An 18,215-nucleotide genomic window follows, 5' to 3' on the forward strand; every position below is an offset into this window, starting at 1 on the left:
TGATTATTATAATTAAAGGTACGATTAAGTAAACAGAAAAAGCAATAACCTCTAGTAGTGTTCAATGAAAATGAACATGAGAATTCATTGAACATATCGCTGAAAATTATTTTTAGTTGCGTGATTTTAAAAATTATAAATATTGCTTATTATCAATGATTTATGAACATTTCTAAGTTTCTTTTTATCACAAATTTTGTAAATATTTGTGGCAAAATAAAGTATAAACGATGTGTAGTTCTTTACTGTTTGAAAACTTAGGTTTACATCATTCTAATCTAAAACTCAATTAAACATGGGTTTATCCCAATTTTATCCCATAAATACGATAAATAAGATGTTTTCTCATATTAACTCTTGGATAAGTACAACATAAGTACGACATCTGAAAAATCTTTATAGGTATGCGCGTTTTGAAAACTTATTGCAAAAATAGGGCTTTTAACACTTATTTTTGCTTTTAGTTTTATTGATTACATTGATTAAAACCAAAAAATTTTTCAAAAAGAAAAAAACAGAAAAAAAAAGAAAACCCTCTACTGGTGGTGAAGCAAAAAAATCCAAAAGGAAACGGAATAAGTCCCGAAGGGTAGCAAATCAAATAAAAGGCGAAGGCCACTAAAAGCTCTTGCCATTATGCCGTAGTCTTTTGGATTTTATTAGCGTTGGCATTATGGAGAGCCAACTAATTTTGTTTTCTTTTATTTGATTTTAATTGGAAATTATTCTTCAATTTTTTAATACCTCCTCGAAAATGAACAGGTATACCAGTCAATTAATTACGATTTTTATGGTACAAAAATGATTGATTAAAATCGGTCAAGATTTTTCCTTCTTCGAAAATAACAATATATGAAAATCAAACAGTTATGATTTTATGGTACAAATATGATTGATAAAAATCGGTCAAAAATATTGCAATTTGTGAAGTAACACACTATATATCATCAGTTTATGACCAAAAATAATAAATTTTATTCATTTCATCAAAAAACAGGGTTTTGTTCAATAAAAAAATGGATATTCAATGACATTGAACGGGTGAAATTATTGAATATTTTGGTTGTTTAATTGCTCTAATCATAAATATGCAATCCTCGTTAAAATAAAAAAATTTATTTCACAACTCCTTTGTTAATTACTCGCAATCTTCACCCTACTTCCATCTATCTCTGCCACTTTTTTTTCTACGGCAAATTTGATTGCATTATCCATCGAGGTTTCAATCTGCATACCCATTTTAGAGTAGCCAAATGTTCGAGTGAGATATCGCATTAAATCGGTTTTTTCAATACTCAAATTATTGATTAATACTTCTTCTAATGCTATTAAAACCTCTTCGGGTGCAATGTCTTCTACTGACCGCTTTTCAATATCATTATTTCGGTAAAATGTGCAGTAAAAATCGGAATTATCTATCCAATAAAAATCTTGATGATGAGTACTTTTTTTAATATTAGTTTCATCAATAATCTCTTGTAAATATCTGTCCAATTTTGCTCCAACTCTGCTTGTATTCCACACATTTAATAATCTTCTGTAAAGTAAATTTTTACTAATCGGGGATTCCGTATTTACAATTTGCTTAATCTGTGAGCGAAGTAAGTTTCTGTTTCCAAAATCGTAAATAGTCTCACTATTTGCATTGGGAACAAGATCTAAAACCGTTGCGACATACTTTTGTTTTTTGTTTGCGTGAACCGCTTCTGCACCATGAGAAGTATGTTGAACTGCTGCTTCTTCAACTTCGAAATGTTCAATATCAGATGGGATTATTTCTTCCTCCTTAAAGTTGTCTTCTAAAATCGACTGGACTTTTTCTTTGATTTCGTTCAAAATCCTATCACTATTTTCGTACCAATCCATTGTCCAAATCCTATGGATTTTCCAACCCAATGCAGACAATACGGATGGCGTTACCATTTCCCTGTCGTTGCTGGTTTTCGCTTCAAGATAATAATATCCGTCTATTAAAATTGCAAGTATATATTGTGCGGGATTTTTGGGGTTTACAATTCCAATATCCACCTTAAAGTCGGAAGTTCCAATATTAGTCTTTGCTTCTAAACCAATGTCATTGAGTTTTGTCGCAATACTGTTAGCCAATGATTTTCTATTTGAGACACTCTGTTCATCAGCATTTATTGGTAAATGTCCTTTTTCAGCAAAATTCAGGAAAGCCTTTAAGCCGGCAACACCTTCTGCAGATGTTCTTGCCAAATCAATTTGTTCGGATTTCAAAGTAGAAAAAACGTGCATTTCATAACGCGAGCGTGTAACCGCAACATTCAGCCTGCGCCAACCTCCATTTCTGTTTAACGGACCAAAATTCATACTTACTTTTCCATTTTCATCGGCACCGTAACCGATGGAAAAAAGGATAAAATCCCGTTCATCACCTTGTACATTTTCAAGGTTTTTCACAAAAAGTGGTTCTTCAGATTCGTTTGCCCATCGTTCCAATTCCGTATTTTCTGAATAAACCTCTAGCAATTTTTCTTCAATAAGGTTTTGCTGGGTTTGGCTAAATGTTACGATTCCGATACTTCTTTTTCTATTTTCTGGATTGGCGTAATGTGCTTCGACAAATTTCACGATTGCATCTGCCTCAAAACGGTTTGTTCTGGTTTTGCCTTTATCGTAAAATCCAGAAATCTCGTGGAATTTCACTTGTCTAACTAAATCATCGTGTGAAGGGAAAGTTAATAGTTTATTTTCGTAATAATTGGAATTACTAAAGGCTATCAAACTTTCGTGCTTGCTGCGGTAATGTCTCAATAAGTATTTGGACGGAATGGATAGTGACAGCGCATCATCAAGAATGCTTTCCATATCCTCAATATCTATATTTTCTTCATCAATTTTTATCGTACTGAAGAAAGAAGTTGGCGGCATTTGCTTTGGATCTCCAACAATAATTGCCTGTTTGGCTCTGGCTAACGAACTTACCGCCTCAAATGTTGGCAACTGTGATGCTTCATCAAAAATGAGCAAATCAAATAACTCGTGATTTACATCAAAATATTGTGCAACCGAAATCGGACTCATCAACATACAGGGTACAAGCCTTGGCAGCAATGTGGGAATCTGATCAAACAGTTTTCTGATGCTTGTTCCTCTTCCTCGGTTTTTGATATTCCGCTGCAATATTCCAATTTCCGAACTTTGTATCGCTTCTAAAGTGGGATTGGGCAATCTTGCGGAAAGGTCTGCTTTCAAATCGTTTAATGTAAGCACCCGATAATTAGTGGCTATTTTTTTGTATTGCTCTATTTTCGAATTAAACAGTGATGCATTGAATAAATTCAAAGACTCGTGTGCAGAAATAACCTCTTTGGCAACAGAACGATTTACTGTATAATGAAAATAATCCAAACAATTTCTTTTGGTAAATTTATTTTGAAGGTAAGCATCTGTAAACCAATTCAATTGAAGTTCATTACCTTTTTCCACCAACTGCACATACAAAATCCAATCTTTAAGATTGGGCAAATGGAGATTAATTTCATTTAATTGCTGTTGAACTCCTTTAATCCAGTTTTCACTTTCTACAAAATTGATTTTCGAAATTTCATATAAATTCCTTGCTTCATTTTGATATTCAACAACCGACTGTTTAAATGAAAGATAAATTTCACGGTTTTTATCTTTCAGTTCGGACAAGTTTGCAATTTGATTTTCCGAAAGAAATTTGCACCATTGATGAATCATTTCCACTCCCCAAGTATTGCAGAGTTGGATGATTTTTGAAGACTGATGGCTTATTCTACTAATTAATCTTATATCAGTTTGCTCATCTTTATACAAGTTTTTCAAAGTTGATTTCACAATAGAAAATCTATCTTGCTGCACCAAACGAATATTTTCTGAATATTGATGATAGTCCCTAAAAAGATTTAACACTTCTCTATTATCTTTTACAGGATTTTTTCGATAAAGTGAAATCGTTTTCTTGAGTTTGTTTTTTTGTAGCCATTTTGGAAGAAACCAAGTTTGTTCTGCTTTTTTCCATAGCATTTCCCACTCGAAGATATTTTGGTCTAAAACATTTCGTTGGTAATTGTTTAGAATTGAATTTAATGATTTCTGATAGTCTTCAAATACGCTTTTCCATTCATCAAAAACATCTGCATTTTCTTTTTTGGAAAGGAACTGGAGCAATTCCAACGGAACATCTTCAGCAACTTCAACCTCAGCAATAAGTTTCACAAAATTTGTCCAGTTTTCTTTTTCTAAAACCGATGCAGGGTAATAACTACTAAAAACTGCAGATTCTGTTGCTGTTTGCAATTTGGAAAGTATCTGAGAAAGTGAAGTAGATTTTGCTACAATTTTCTCTGTTAAATCATAAGAATACTCCTTAATGTCCAGATTTCGCAGCGGATTTTCGTTAGGATGAATTAGTATATTTATCAACGAATGATACTGATGCAACCAATCTTTCCACTGTAGCCATTTTTCTTCATCTACATTTTTTAGGACATCTTCAGGCACTGCATCTTTTGAAAGATTCTGACCATCAAAAAGTTCAATATTCACGATACTTTCATACAAAGACCAGCCAATTTTTTGCTTTTGATGCAAAACTGAAACATAGCCATTCAAATCTTTTTTAGCGACATCAAGTCGCATAGATTCTCTGGAAAATTGAGTATCGGGCAAAGTTCGTTGCGCTTGAAGAGACCGTTCTAACTGCGCAAGAATGTCTGATTTTTTTGCTTTGTTGGAGTGTAATTCTAATGTAAAATTTCCAAGCCCAATTTGTTCCAGTCTACGGTGTACTACATCCAATGCTGCTTTTTTGGCAGCAACGAACAGAACTCGCTTTCCACGGTGCAATGCATCTGCAATGATATTGGTAATCGTCTGCGATTTCCCTGTTCCAGGAGGACCGTGCAAGATAAATGTATTTCCTTTTTGTGCAGAAAGTACCGCTTCCATTTGCGATACATCTGTTGGAATTGGTAGCGTGATGCTTTCTGCTGGAATATCGTCGTATTCCTGATCCTCATTTTCTAACTTAGGCGTAAACGCAAGTTTTCCGTCCACAAGACTCTTCACCATATCGCTTTTCAACAACTTTTCCTGATTGGACACAATGTCTTTCCATAAAATAAGTTTGCTAAAGGAAAAATTCCCTAAAACCACCTGCTCTTCAACATCCCAACCTTCCATCTGCATAATTGCTCGGCGTAAAATCCCCATAACTTTTGCTACACCAACACCTTTTTCATCATAAGGCAAGTTTTCCAGCGATTGTATGTTGAGTTCGTACTCCTGCCGAAGAAATTCAAGCAAGGTTATATTGATCATCGTTTCTTCTTCCCTGCTTCTTAAAGTAAAATTACTGTTTACGGATCTACGGCTAATCTCAACCGGCATCAGTAGAATAGGAGCAAATCTTGGCTGTGTTGGTGTTTTTCGGTCATACCATTTCAATAAACCAACAGCGAGATAAAGTGTGCTGGAACCATTTTCATCAATGGCCTGTTTCGCATTTTTGTGGATATAAGACAAAATGCTTTCTAAATCCTGACGGTGATAATGTGTATGTAGTTTGAAGTATTTCAAATCTTCATTTGCCATCTGATAAAGAGGCGACGACTGATGTAATGGTTGTGTAAAAAGATTGTATTTTCTTAATATTTCTGCTTTAGGATTAGGCTGAATTGTGAATGTTTTTCCCTCCCACAATACATCCTCCAAATCGTTGATATTAATATCAACCAATTGCAGCATATTTCTTGTTATCCGAAGATTGAGCAAATTGTTCCGTAGGGATAAATCAAGAAGTTTTCGCTCCCAAATTTTCTGCTTGGTCGTTACTACCGTACCACTCTGCAACTCATCCGCATAAATTTTTCCAATTTCAAAATCGGTTTGCATGCGTTCTGCCTCCAACTGTTCAATTTTTTCTTCATCAATCTCAATCCTGTTAGATTCTGCAACCAGTGGCAAAGGTCGAATCCGGAAAGTTCTAGCCCTTTTCAAATCAATCGAAACAAGAAAATCTTCCTTCTCAACCAACTGAGATTCCCCCAAATTCAACGCTTCTCCAAATACAATATTATTTCCTTTGCAAATACTCGTTGCTTCCCAAGCGGCAATTTCTCGAATTCCTTTCGAAATTCTTTTTGTAATTGCAGATTTATCATCGTTTATTGTTTCCGAAAACCGGTCGTCATTCAGCCAACAACCTACAAAAGCATGTCCACGAACGATTATGACAATCGGATTTAAATCAACCGCCTCCAAACACGCAGCAAAAAGTAAACTTAAATCGATGCAGTTTCCAAATTTTTCGTTTTGCAAAGTATTGAGCAACCGTAATCTTTGCCCCGTGATTTCATAACCTGGAGGTAGTGAACTATAGACAATTTGCTCATTTTGAACCGCAGTATAAATTGCCGAAACTATTTGCAATACTCGCTCCGGATCGTTGCTTTGATATCCTTCAAAAGCTGTCGACAAACCTTCTTTTTCAAGAATTTCTATGGCTTTTCTTTTTATTTTATAAACATAAGGATGGTTTGGCGTGATATAAGATGCTATCAGTTCCGGCAAAATTTCAAAACCTCCAAAATACTCAATAGGATGAACATCTAAATTCCAGTTTTCAGAGAAAATTATTTCTTCATTTTGGACAATTTCTATTTTTATAATCACTGTTTCCGTTTCGGAAATGGTATTAAAAAAATCTCTGTTTATCTTAAGTTGCTCCAACGGAATTTTCACTTCTGAATTAGCAGGAATTTCATTTACCTTAAAACAGAACCGCTCCATTACAGGAAGATCCGAAGTGATATTCAATTCCAAGTTTTCCTTGGGCTCATCTGATGAATTTAGGACAAAAATCGAGCGAATCGGCTTGATTTGATTGAGATAAAGAGAAATGTTGAGAAAGGGAAAAAGCTCTTTCCTAATACTAATTTGAGTCATAGTTTTGCGGGAAAAATTAGTTTTTGAAGTTAGTGTTTTTTTGCGGAATGAGAAAGTTATTGAAGAGCTGGAATACGAAATTACTTAAACCATTTCAATCAAACTTCCTCGTTCTGCATCTTTGGTAATGGAAAGCGAAACAGGAATTTTTTCCTTCAGTTCTTCCACATGAGAAATGATGCCGACAATTCGATTTTCTTTCTGTAAGTTCATTAATGTCTCGAAAACAATATTCACAGATTCCTGATCTTGGGTTCCGAAACCTTCGTCTATAAAAAAGAAATTTCGGTCGGCTTTTGCATGACTCTGCACACTTTCAGCCAAAGCCAAGGCAAGCGAAAGCGAAACCTGAAAAGATTGCCCTCCCGACAAAGTTTTTACACTGCGCGATTTACCGTCGTTTAAGTAATCTATAATTTCGAAATCGTTGCTTTCGTTGACACGCAAACTGAGTTGATTTCTCGTCATTTTGTGAAAGCGTTCATTGGCGTTGTCGCACAAATTGCCGAGGTAAATGGAAGAAACATATTCTACAAATCCAGAACCTTTGAAGAGATTAATCATTTTGGATAAGTTTAATGCCCGTTTTTCCAGCGCCTCTTTTTTGTCCAGATGTTCTTTCATTTTTTGCAACTCGCCTTTTTGACGGCTCAATTCGGCTTCTTTTTGAATGACTACTCTATTTGCCTCATCTACATTTTTACTTGCTTCGTTGAATTTCGTTTCTGATGCGGAAAACTCTTCTTCGCTGAATGACAAATCTTTCAACTTCTTCTCTAATTCAGCGATAGATGACTTCAAAATACCATACGCGATATTGAAATTTTTGATTTTTTCATTATTGGCGCTTACATCAGTTGTTTTTGATAAGGTATTTGAAATAAATTCTTCACTTTCAATTTGATGGTCACTTATTAATTGCAAAATTTGATCTTGAACTGATGTTTTCTCTCCATCCAATCTTTTTACATCATCTTCCAAAGTGTTTTTCCTTGTTTCGGAAGCCGTTATTTTGGGTAGAATTTCCTTTTTGGAGTTTTCAAGTTCGAGCAAATCTTTTTCTAATTGATTGTTTTTAGCAAGATTTTGATTGAATAAATCTTGGACTTCCACCAAAGTTTTTTCTTTGAAATCTTGAAGTTTAAGAAGTTGAATTTGAGAACTATTTTGTGCAATCTGTCCTTGAATTCGACCAATTTTAATGTCAATATCTTTGGTAGCATCGGTAATTTCCTGAAGTTTTATGTCTGTATCTTTCAGGTCTTCTCTGTTTTTTTTGATTGCTTTTTGTCGGGTTGAAATTTCCTTTTGATTATTGTTTGATAAATCTCTCGCAGCCATAAAATTGTCTTCGTTTTCAGCATCAAACTGTTTCCATATAAAGGTTGCTTTATGTTTATTCAGTTCCTTTTCCGTTTCGCCATATTTTTCTTTGGCAATATTGAACTGCTCCTGATAAAACCTTCGGTCATGAAAAATCTTGTCCACTTTCTTTTCCAAATCTGCCAATTTTGTTTCATCATTTTCCAGATTTTCAAAATCCGTTTTCAAAGATGCTTTTTCTGCCGTTAAATCTTCTATTTCGATAATTTTCGGGTGTTCATCGGATCCGCAAAGTGGACACGCTTCGCCATTGTGCAAGTGCTCAGCGTATTTTGAAAGTTGAGTTCGCAAATCAAAATTTGATTTGCGAAGATTCATCGTTTCCCGACGTTCCTTTAGTTTATCTTTTTCCGAATCGAAATTTATTTCCACTTTTTTGGGATCAATTTCAAGAATTTCGAGTTCTCTGTTAAGCCGAAGAATTTCATCTTTGCGCGATTTTCCATCGTTTTTAAGTTTAATCAAATCATCCTGAAAGTTATTTCGTGCGCTGAACCAGTTGTTTATCACCAGCAAAAGTTCGGCATCCAGAATATTTTTGTTTAATTCATTGATTTCGCTTTCTGTGTTTTCAATGTTTTTTTCTAAATCTACTTTCTTTTTAAGTAAATCAGGTTGATTTTCCAGTTTTGCTTTTTTGTCGGACTCTAAATCACTTTCCTCTTTTTCCAATCTTTTAATTTCGATGATTTTCTGCAAATCAATTTCTTCTTTTCTTTTCGTGGGAAGGTTTTCGAAATCTTCTTTTAATTCATCAATTTTCTTGGTTATTTTTTCCAGTTCTTTGTTTAAATTCCCCAAATTTTCCGTTTCCGAAGTCAGCAAAGCATTTTTTCCATCATATTCTTTTTCAGTCCGCTTTCTGTCTTCAAACTTTTGAAAAAATATTTGGTGGATTTTTTCATATTCGGCAGTTTCTTTTGCGAGTTCATCGATTGCAATTTTTTCTTCGTTCTTAACATCCAATTCGTTTTGCTTTGTTTCAAGATTATTAAAATCGTCTTTCAAAGTTTTAAGTTTATTAAAATGCTCTGAAATGGGTGTAAAAACATCGCGCAAAGTTTTCAGACTGTCTTTTTCTTTACCTAAATCTTCTTCTAAAAGATTAATATTTTCCTGACTAATTCCTTCAAAACCTGCCAATGTTCCCATCAATACATCAAGAGCAGATTTGTTCTCATCGTTTAATTTACTTGCTTTGTGATAGAGGTCGAATTTTTCGAGTTCGGGATAAATTTCCTTCATCATTTTGGTTCGGTCCGTTGCGCCCAATTCTATAAATTCTTTAAACTGACCTTGCGGAATAATGATGGTTCTTTTGAAATTCGTATAACTTAAATTGATGATTCTGGCAGCGTCGGTATGAGCCAAAGGAATGAAATTACCATCTATTTTTTCATAAAAAGTGGGGGTTTGGGTTTTTACATCGTCAAATTTTTTGCTGTTTCTTCTAAAATCTCTGATAATTCTAAAAATTCTGTTTTCAAAATTGATGAAATCAAATTCAATAAAAGATTTCGATGATTTCAGGTTCATCATATTGTAGGCTCTATTATCTCTTTTGTTCATGCGTTCGGTTTCGCCATAAAGTGCAAAAGTAATCGCTTCTAAAATCGACGATTTTCCAGAGCCAACAGAGCCAAAAACACCGAAAAGCCCTGCATCTGTGAGTGATGTGAAATCGATAGTCTGCTTTTCCTGATAAGAATACAGACCTTCTATGGTTAATTTTAATGGAATCATAATTAGTTTTTTTGGATTTCCTTGAACAGTTCTATGATTTCTTCGTTCGGTTCCTGTCCTGCATTTTTTGATTTGAAATAATCGGAAAAAAGTTCCATGATATCCGCAGTGACATCAATAGATTTCGATGCAGAATTTTGCGACATACTTTGTGTCTTAACCTTAGGAATTAAATGAACGATACCGTTATGCGCCTGAAAAATGCGTTTATTATCGTCTGCTTTCAAATAAGTATCGCTTTCCATTGTAAGTTCAACCAAGCAATTTGGATTTTCGCGCAACCATTGTTCAGCTTCATCAATTACAGAAAAAGTTTTGCGAAACAATCGCTTTCCATTTTTGAGTTCCATGTTTTTAAAACTCACTTTTTCATTGGGAAATGCTTCTATAATAGTGACTACTTTTTGTTGTCCACATTCGCTAAAACTGTATGCCAAAGGCGATGACGAGTATATGACAGGACAATTTTCCGTTCCTATATTTTGATGACCGTGAAGATGTCCCAAAGCAACATACTGAATTTGCGGCGGAATTGCATCCGAGAAAATCAAATCTGCATTTCCTATTTTGATTGGTTTTTCACCTTCGGGTTCTTCCAAAAGAACAGCACCTCGCTTGTTCATATAGAGATGTGTCATAAGTATATTCACACCATTTTCATCACAGTATTTTTCTGCGGTCTTTTTCCAACTGTTTTTCAAAGACAGATTCAGTTCATCTTCTTTATTCTCGCCAAAATATTCTTTCAATCTCACTTCGTTGGCAAATGCGGTATGAATAATTCTGATTGGAAAGTCATGCTCTTCGAGTTCCAGTTCCAGAAAACCTTCATCGGATTTCGAAATTCTGAAATCTTCCAAAATCAAAGGAGCGACAACTGCTTTAGGCTGCCCAATCAAGATAATTCCACACTCCCTTGCCAAAGGATCCGGTGCGTCAATCAACGACGGAGAATCGTGATTTCCCGCAATGGCGATTACAGGACGCTTTCCGTTTTTGGAAAGGCGTTTCAATGTTTTATAGAACAAATCTACTGCTTCTGTCGGTGGATGAAAAGTATCGAAAAGGTCTCCTGCAATCAGCACCAAATCCACATTTTCCGATTCGGCAATTTCCACGATTTCATTCATTAAGTCGATCTGTTCCTCAATTCGGGAAAACCGGTCTAATTTTTTTCCGAGATGCCAATCGGCGGTGTGGAGAATTTTCATTTTTTATTTTAGTTTTTAAAGGTGTTTTTTTGAAATCAAGCCAAAATCATCTCCAGTCTCTCTTTCCATCCCTCCCAATCAGGCAATATTTTAGATTGCAAATCGTAAAAATCACGGGTGTGATTGTGATGTACCAAATGACAAAGTTCGTGTACCATCACATATTCAATACAGGCTTTTGGTGCTTTAATCATTTCCGGATTAAGAGTTATTTTTCCGTTCCTTGTGCAACTTCCCCAACGCTTTTCCATCCATCTTACTACAATTTCCGGTTTGATTATTTCATATTTACTGAATAACGGCAGTTTATTTTCTAAGACGATGTCAAATAAAGATATGGCTTTCTCACGATACCAGTTTTTAACTATTTTTTCAACAGTTTCTGAACTCGTTTTCGGTGTGTACACCATCATTTTTCCACGATAAAGTTTTACAGCAACTACATCTGCTTTTTCAATTTTTAAGAGATATTGCCTTCCAAGGTATAAGTGTGTTTCACCATTTTTATAGATTCTTGCTGGAATGCCTGGCTGAAAACTTTCATATTTTTTCTGCTGTTTCAGTATCCATTTTGCCTTTGACTTGACTTTTTCAACAACTTCTTCTTTTTTCGTTTCCAAAGGAGCAATAACTTTTACTGACGCATCAGGATACACCTTTATACCCAAAGTTTTTCTATCAGCAAACTCCAGATTAAAGTTTATTTCAATTTTACCATAATCCACCGTCATCACCTTCATTTCCTTTATTTGTATCTGTTTTTAGCGATTTTGATTACTTCTTCTATGATTTCATCCATCTTATCAAAAGGAATTGAAAGATCGTACCTTTGTTGGGATTCGAAAAGAAAATCATCCAATTTGATTTTTAATTCATTCTCCAGTTCGGTATTGGTCTGCCAGTCTACGATTAATGCGTCATCTTCGTATATAACTTCTTTAATTTCTGCTTCAAGTTCTACTGCCAAATCTGCTTCAACGTCCTTATGATTTTCCAAATTTTCAAAAACTTCTTTGGCAACCACATCCAACACATTATAATACGCGGTTGCAACAGGCTTATGTTCCAGAACCTCAGGAATTCCTAACTGTTTGCCGCTTAAAAACTGATTTTCATAGTCTTTTACTTTATTCAGATATTCTGCTTCGTCAATACGGTGCTGACGGTAATCTTCAATTGCCTGCTTAATAAGTTCGGAGAGTTTTTTATAGAACACAGAATCATCATTCATTTTCACATTGATTGCACTAATTGTTCGGGAAGCAATATGGTCCGCTTTTGCTGCTTTACCTGTAATTTTCTCAACTTCCGTTTCGCGCTCTTCTTTATCAAAAATATTAACCAACTGGGTGATTTTCAAAACATCGCCTTCCGTTGTTATATGCTTGTCAATAAGTTTCTGCACCTGTGGTTCGTATTCTCTATAGTCGATATCATCATAATATCTTCTGGTAACATCAACTCTTAATCTCAAGAAGAAATGAGCGTCTTTTTTGTAACGGTCTATTAGTTTTTCATTAGATACATCGTTGAATTCCACTGTGGACATCGCCATTTTGAACAAACGAACAAAGAAGGACAACTTTTCATAAAAACTGTGGCGAATGCTTTCATCACCCAATAATGTAGAATAGGCTTCTACATCGTATTTGTTTTTAATGGTCTTAAATAAATCCCATAAGTCTGAATGTGCCTGAGGAAGTTTTGCAATTTCTTTCTGAATATTGATCAGTGTCCCCTCAAGTTCTTCTTCATCAAACCCCTCCAAACCACTGTAGGTATTTAAAGCACTGTCCAGGTTTTCAAGATTTCCAAAATAATCAATGATATACCCGTAATCTTTTCCGGGAGCCACACGATTTACTCTTGCAATTGCCTGTAATAGAGTGTGCTCTTTTAGACCTCTGGTTAGATACAGAACCTGAGCCACTGGTGCATCAAAACCCGTCAACAATTTATCCACTACAATAATGATTTCCGGAGTTTCTTTCTTTTTAAATGAATTAATTATGGCTTTTTCATATTTCTGAGATGTTCCATATTTATCCATCATAGATTTGTAGAACTTTTTCACCACCTCTTCCTTTTCCTCGTAGGCGTCTTCATTTCCTTCTCGTGTATCATCAGGAGAAATCAAAACTTCGCAGGAAACTTTTCCTATTTCCTTTAAGTATTCTCGGTATCTTATTGCGCTGGTCTTATTGGGTGCAACCAACATCCCTTTAAAACCTGTATTCTGAAAATTAGAAACAAAATGGTCCGAAATATCCCAGGCACGAGCATAAATTACCTGATCAGCCTTATTCAACTGGCTTGTGGTGCTGTATTTCTTTTTCAATTTTGCCTTACCGTAAGGTGTTAAAGGTTCGGAAACTTTATCAAAGAAAGTATCCAGCGGTTTTTCGTTGACTTCAATCAAATTATGACGTCCTTCATAAAGAATAGGGACTACCGCCTTATCTGCCACCGCATCCATTATGGTGTACGGATCACCGATGATTCCACCAAATTTACTTGCAGTGCTTTTCTCCTTTTTCATTAAAGGTGTTCCGGTAAAGGCAATAAAGCAGGCATTCGGAAATGTCTTTTGCATTTTTACATTGAAAGTTCCATACTGACTTCTGTGACCTTCGTCTATCAGTACGAAAATTTCAGAAGATGGAAATCCCTCCTTCTGCTGGCGAACTGCCGCTTCAAACTTGTTGATAATCGTCGTAATGACCGCATCAGAAGGATCTTTTATTAATTCTACCAAATGTTTTCCTGTTTGAGCATTTTCAACCGGAACCTGGCATTTTTGGAATGTTTTGGTAATCTGATCATCCAAATCAATACGGTCTGTAACCAAAATAATCTTGTGATTTTTTACTGATTTTAAAGACGCTATCAACTGTGCCAACATTACCATTGTAAGCGATTTTCCGCTTCCCTGAGTGTGCCATATTACACCGCCCGTCCTTTTTCCGGAAGCGTCCTGCACACTGATTTTTTTCAAAGTTTCTTTAATAGCGAAAAATTGTTGGTAGCGGCTGATTTTCTTAATACCGTCATCATACACAATGAAATTAAAAATAAGGTCTAAAAGACGGTTTTTCTGACATAAACTGAACAATAACTTGTCCTGTTCCGTTACCAAAATATCTTCCTGCTCTAGGTTGTTAAAGTGTTGCAGAACGCTGAAATATCTTTGTTTAAAAATTTGTGTTCTTTCGTCTTCAGGAAGTGGACTGTTCTTAAGTAACTTCAAAGCATCAGCATAAGCCACACCCTGATCTTTTGTTCGGAAAATTTCTTTCCAGACATTCCAGAATTCTTTGGAACTTCCTGTAGTTGCGTAACTTGCTTCGGTTACCGCCAATGACATTAGCACATTGGAATAAAGGTATAAATCGCGAATACCGTCTTCCTGCTGATTGCGCATATGCTGGGAAACTGCCTCTTCCAAAGGTTTTTTAATTGCCGGTGATTTACATTCAATCACCACCATTGGAATACCATTCACAAACAGGACAATATCCGGACGATAATGGTCATTTCTGCCGGAACGCAACACGGAATATTCTTCGGTAATGTGGTAGGCATTATTTTCGGGGTTCTTCCAGTCAATATACTTAAAGGAAAAGCTTTTTTTGTCGCCCAAAACATTTTGCTCCAAACTTTTCCCTAATGTGATTAAATCATAAAATGCTTCATTGGCACTGATATATCCATCCTGAATAGGCAAATCCCTTAATTCGTTTATGGCTAAAGATATATTGGCATCTGAAAATTCAAAAGTCTTTTCCTTATACTCAATACTGTTGATTTTTTGCAACTGATCACGCAGAATAGGTTCCAGCAATACATTGCCGGTTCTTTCGCCACGCAAAACCATTGCTTCATCCGGCGAAATGTAAGTATATCCCATTTTCATCAGCAACTGCAAAGCGGGAATTTGGCTAATATGATCTTCAATGTATGACGGTGTGGACATCTTTATTATTTTATCTATTTACTATTTTGTCGTTTAACAATTGCTCTAAGAGAAGTCTAACAAAACTCTAGCACATTTCAATTAATATATTTATAATTTAGCAGAGCAATAATCCCTTATAAAACAACACGTTACATTACTTCCTCTAATAAATTCTCTCTTAAACTCTCTTAAACTCTCTCTTAAGATCTCTCTTAAAATTTACTTTTTAAGAGACCATTTCGGATTACCAAAAGTTCCTTTGTTTTCAATAATTTCTTTAATCCTCAGCTCTGACAACAAGTTCCCAATCTTATTCTTCTTCTGTTGTTCCTCCATCCATTCTGGTAATTTGTTCCACAACAATGCATCCACATCACTCCTTGTCAGTTCCTTGTGCTCCTTTATTGATTTAACAATTAAATCCAAATAATACTTCTTATCAAACCCTTTATTCTTAGAATATTCTGCTTTCTGACCGGTATTTTGCGCTACCTTCAGACCGATAAAATAGTTCGGTTTTCTGCCTTCTATCAATTTTTTGCTTTTCAGGTGTTTTTCTTCAAAGGCGGTTAAAGGATTTTTTTTCTGCACTTTATCCAGCATCATAATTTCTTCCAGGGACAGGTCTTTGTTCTGTGCCAATAAACGCGCATAATCCATATCCAGAATTTTTCCGGAAATGGACATTTTTACTTTCTCTTCCGATAGATCATAATCGGGCATCGGGAAATATCTTGCACGCTGGAAGTTGAAAATTTTCTTTATTCCGCCGCCGGCTGTATCCACCATTTTCAGGTTGAACATTGCTGTAGCCAAAAATTTATTTCGGTAGAATTCTTCCGGTGCATCCTCAATTACTACTTTTTCCACACTTCCGGGAATGAAAGTGCCGTGATTGGTAAACACCAACTGATCTTCCATTTCTATCACATTAATTCTGGCTCCTTTGGTGTAATCCTGGTGCGCAATACAGTTGTTTATGGCTTCACGAATTGAGAAAGGTTCGTATTTTGCCACTTCATCCGGAAAGATCGTTCCTTCCTTCATATAGCGGTATTTGATATTTCTAATCTTCGCAAAAACCTTTTCTACAGAAAGAATCAACGGTAAGCCGAAAATCTCATAATCAATATCGTTATTGTTTTCATCCACCAGTTTCCAGCGGATTTTTACTTCGGCAGGATTCAGAAAATGTTCGGATTCGTCTTTGCCTAAAAGAATGAGTGCCGTTCTTGTAATTTTATCCTTAATGGTAACCTTGGCCTTGTTCAGGAATTTGACGTCATCCCAAGTGTCCACTTCTGCTGCTTTCTCCGGGAATTTACTTTTGTAGTTTTTTCTTGCCAGATCAATAGCGTCCTGGTCCAAATCTTCAAAAGCAGCATCAGGAATAATTGCAACGCTCCAGTCTTCTGTGGTTGCCTGTGCACGGATTCTTTCAATTTTCTCCAAATTAAGAGGCACCAGTTCTTCACCATCTCTTGCATAATAATGACCGTCAAAACTTACCGGAATTCCTTTGGGTGCAGCAGGAATTTTGAACATTACCACACGACCTTCCGGTTCCGGAAGTTCATAGATTTCTATAAAAGATATGCGGTTAGTGGTTTTATTGGCCAATTCGCCTTTCAGACTGTCCAGGTCTTTTCTTTTGGGGCGGAATTGTGAACCGACAATGGTGTGCTTTTTATCTTCTACACCGAAAATAAGCCAGGCATTGGGTTTGCCACAAAGATTGGCTTCGTTGCTTAATGCCGAAAAATATTTCCCAAGTTTGGTAAAATCGTAGGTGTTTTTGGCTTCCTTAAATTCTACCACTTCATTTTCCGAAGAAAGACTGCGAAGATTGTTTAAAGTAACCTGTAGTTGTTTTGGTGTCATAGTTTTGAAATAGGAGTTTATATAGATTTCCAAATCGTTTCGAAACTTCTCGCCTCACCCTTCAACAAAGGAAATAGTGAAACATCTTTATTTTTATTTTCGAATAATTTTCCTCTTTTCACATCAAGCACGGCAAAAATTATTTCATCTCCAGCAACCTTACTTCGTAACTCCTCTTCCATTAAATTCAGAATTAAATCTGCGTGCCTTTTGTCAATATTATTATTGGCTGTAGTATGAAGTTTGACCACATATAGTTTATCTTTTATCTGCAATCCTAATTCTGGATTAAGTTCAATTCTTACATCACCATCAATCCAAGTTTTTTTTGGCGGATTGAACCATTCAATATTCTGTTTTTTCCAAAATGAACAATAACCATTAACAGTTTTTAAATAGTTTTCTCTTCGCTCTTGATTAATTTCTTTTATTACTTCCTTTAGATCATCGTGCGACCCTTTCTTTTTATGAACATTTTTTATTTTGTTTCTTAACGGAAGCCAATAATCCTTAAAATGGGCATAATCTTCATCTCTCTTGTTTTTGGCATTGGAAACTACAGTTGCTTTTGCACTACCTGATTTGTTAACAAAGTTCATAAACTCTGTCAGCGAAATTCTAATTAATTCTTTTGACATTTCTACAATTTATTAAATTCTAAATTTTTACTCTCACTTTCCCCGTAAGCAACTGCTGCATCATACCTTTTTTCTGGAGTTTTAGGTTGGTCAGTTTTTCTTCATAGTGTTTGAGTTCGGAAGAAGCGGTGTCGAGAATTTTTGAAATGGCTTTTTGTTCACTTTTTTCAGGAATTTTGATTTCGAGTTTCAACCATTCATTTTCAGAAAGTTCTTTTTGTCCTGTTCCACCCATAAAGTTTTCAATTCTTTTATAAACAAAAGGTGTTGATAATTTTATAAAAATGAATTTCAAGTCATTCTTTTCATTTACCACAAAACTTGAAATAGCGTTAGAACAAATATTTCCACTTTGCATTTCATTTACTATTCCAATTCCACCATTATGAATATTTTGTCTGCCTATTAATATGGTGGTCTCAAATTGCTAGTGCAACTTTTGTTTTTGTAAAAGTATTATTTTTT

At 35.3% G+C, this 18,215-nt stretch carries 8 protein-coding genes; all 8 read right to left on the minus strand.

Features of this window, described 5'->3' with window-relative positions:
* Window positions 1-1,134: 1,134 nt before the first annotated feature.
* Window positions 1,135-6,939: a DUF3320 domain-containing protein gene (locus RT037_RS07710; protein WP_313029647.1), complete on the minus strand. Its 5,805-nt coding sequence runs from the start codon at window positions 6,937-6,939 to the stop codon at window positions 1,135-1,137.
* A gap of 84 nt (window positions 6,940-7,023) precedes the next feature.
* The gene (locus RT037_RS07715; protein ID WP_313029650.1) at window positions 7,024-10,065 is read right to left on the minus strand and encodes an SbcC/MukB-like Walker B domain-containing protein; all 3,042 of its coding nucleotides are present in this window, start codon (window positions 10,063-10,065) and stop codon (window positions 7,024-7,026) included.
* 2 nt (window positions 10,066-10,067) lie between these two features.
* Window positions 10,068-11,276: an exonuclease subunit SbcD gene (locus RT037_RS07720; protein ID WP_313029654.1), complete on the minus strand. Its 1,209-nt coding sequence runs from the start codon at window positions 11,274-11,276 to the stop codon at window positions 10,068-10,070.
* Between the two features lie 35 nt (window positions 11,277-11,311).
* A complete protein-coding gene (locus RT037_RS07725; protein ID WP_313029657.1) occupies window positions 11,312-12,016 on the minus strand; it encodes a SprT family zinc-dependent metalloprotease in 705 nt (234 codons plus the stop codon).
* 5 nt (window positions 12,017-12,021) lie between these two features.
* Window positions 12,022-15,249, minus strand: a complete 3,228-nt coding sequence (locus RT037_RS07730; protein ID WP_313029660.1) for an HsdR family type I site-specific deoxyribonuclease — start codon at window positions 15,247-15,249, stop codon at window positions 12,022-12,024.
* Window positions 15,250-15,450: 201 nt separating this feature from the next.
* Complete coding sequence (locus tag RT037_RS07735; protein WP_313029664.1) at window positions 15,451-17,112, minus strand: ATP-binding protein; 1,662 nt, start codon at window positions 17,110-17,112, stop codon at window positions 15,451-15,453.
* Between the two features lie 17 nt (window positions 17,113-17,129).
* Window positions 17,130-17,750 (minus strand): hypothetical protein, encoded by a 621-nt coding sequence (locus RT037_RS07740; protein ID WP_313029667.1) that lies wholly within the window; start codon window positions 17,748-17,750, stop codon window positions 17,130-17,132.
* 19 nt (window positions 17,751-17,769) lie between these two features.
* Window positions 17,770-18,162, minus strand: a complete 393-nt coding sequence (locus RT037_RS07745; protein WP_313029674.1) for a restriction endonuclease subunit S — start codon at window positions 18,160-18,162, stop codon at window positions 17,770-17,772.
* Window positions 18,163-18,215: the final 53 nt, after the last annotated feature.

The sequence above is a fragment of the Soonwooa sp. genome, from assembly GCF_032062245.1.
Taxonomy (GTDB): domain Bacteria; phylum Bacteroidota; class Bacteroidia; order Flavobacteriales; family Weeksellaceae; genus Soonwooa.

Coding starts and splice junctions, on each gene's coding strand:
- RT037_RS07710 (WP_313029647.1), bottom strand. CDS start 6,939: ATGACTCAAATTAGTATTAGGAAAGAGCTTTTTCCCTTTCTCAACATT.
- RT037_RS07715 (WP_313029650.1), bottom strand. CDS start 10,065: ATGATTCCATTAAAATTAACCATAGAAGGTCTGTATTCTTATCAGGAA.
- RT037_RS07720 (WP_313029654.1), bottom strand. CDS start 11,276: ATGAAAATTCTCCACACCGCCGATTGGCATCTCGGAAAAAAATTAGAC.
- RT037_RS07725 (WP_313029657.1), bottom strand. CDS start 12,016: ATGAAGGTGATGACGGTGGATTATGGTAAAATTGAAATAAACTTTAAT.
- RT037_RS07730 (WP_313029660.1), bottom strand. CDS start 15,249: ATGTCCACACCGTCATACATTGAAGATCATATTAGCCAAATTCCCGCT.
- RT037_RS07735 (WP_313029664.1), bottom strand. CDS start 17,112: ATGACACCAAAACAACTACAGGTTACTTTAAACAATCTTCGCAGTCTT.
- RT037_RS07740 (WP_313029667.1), bottom strand. CDS start 17,750: ATGTCAAAAGAATTAATTAGAATTTCGCTGACAGAGTTTATGAACTTT.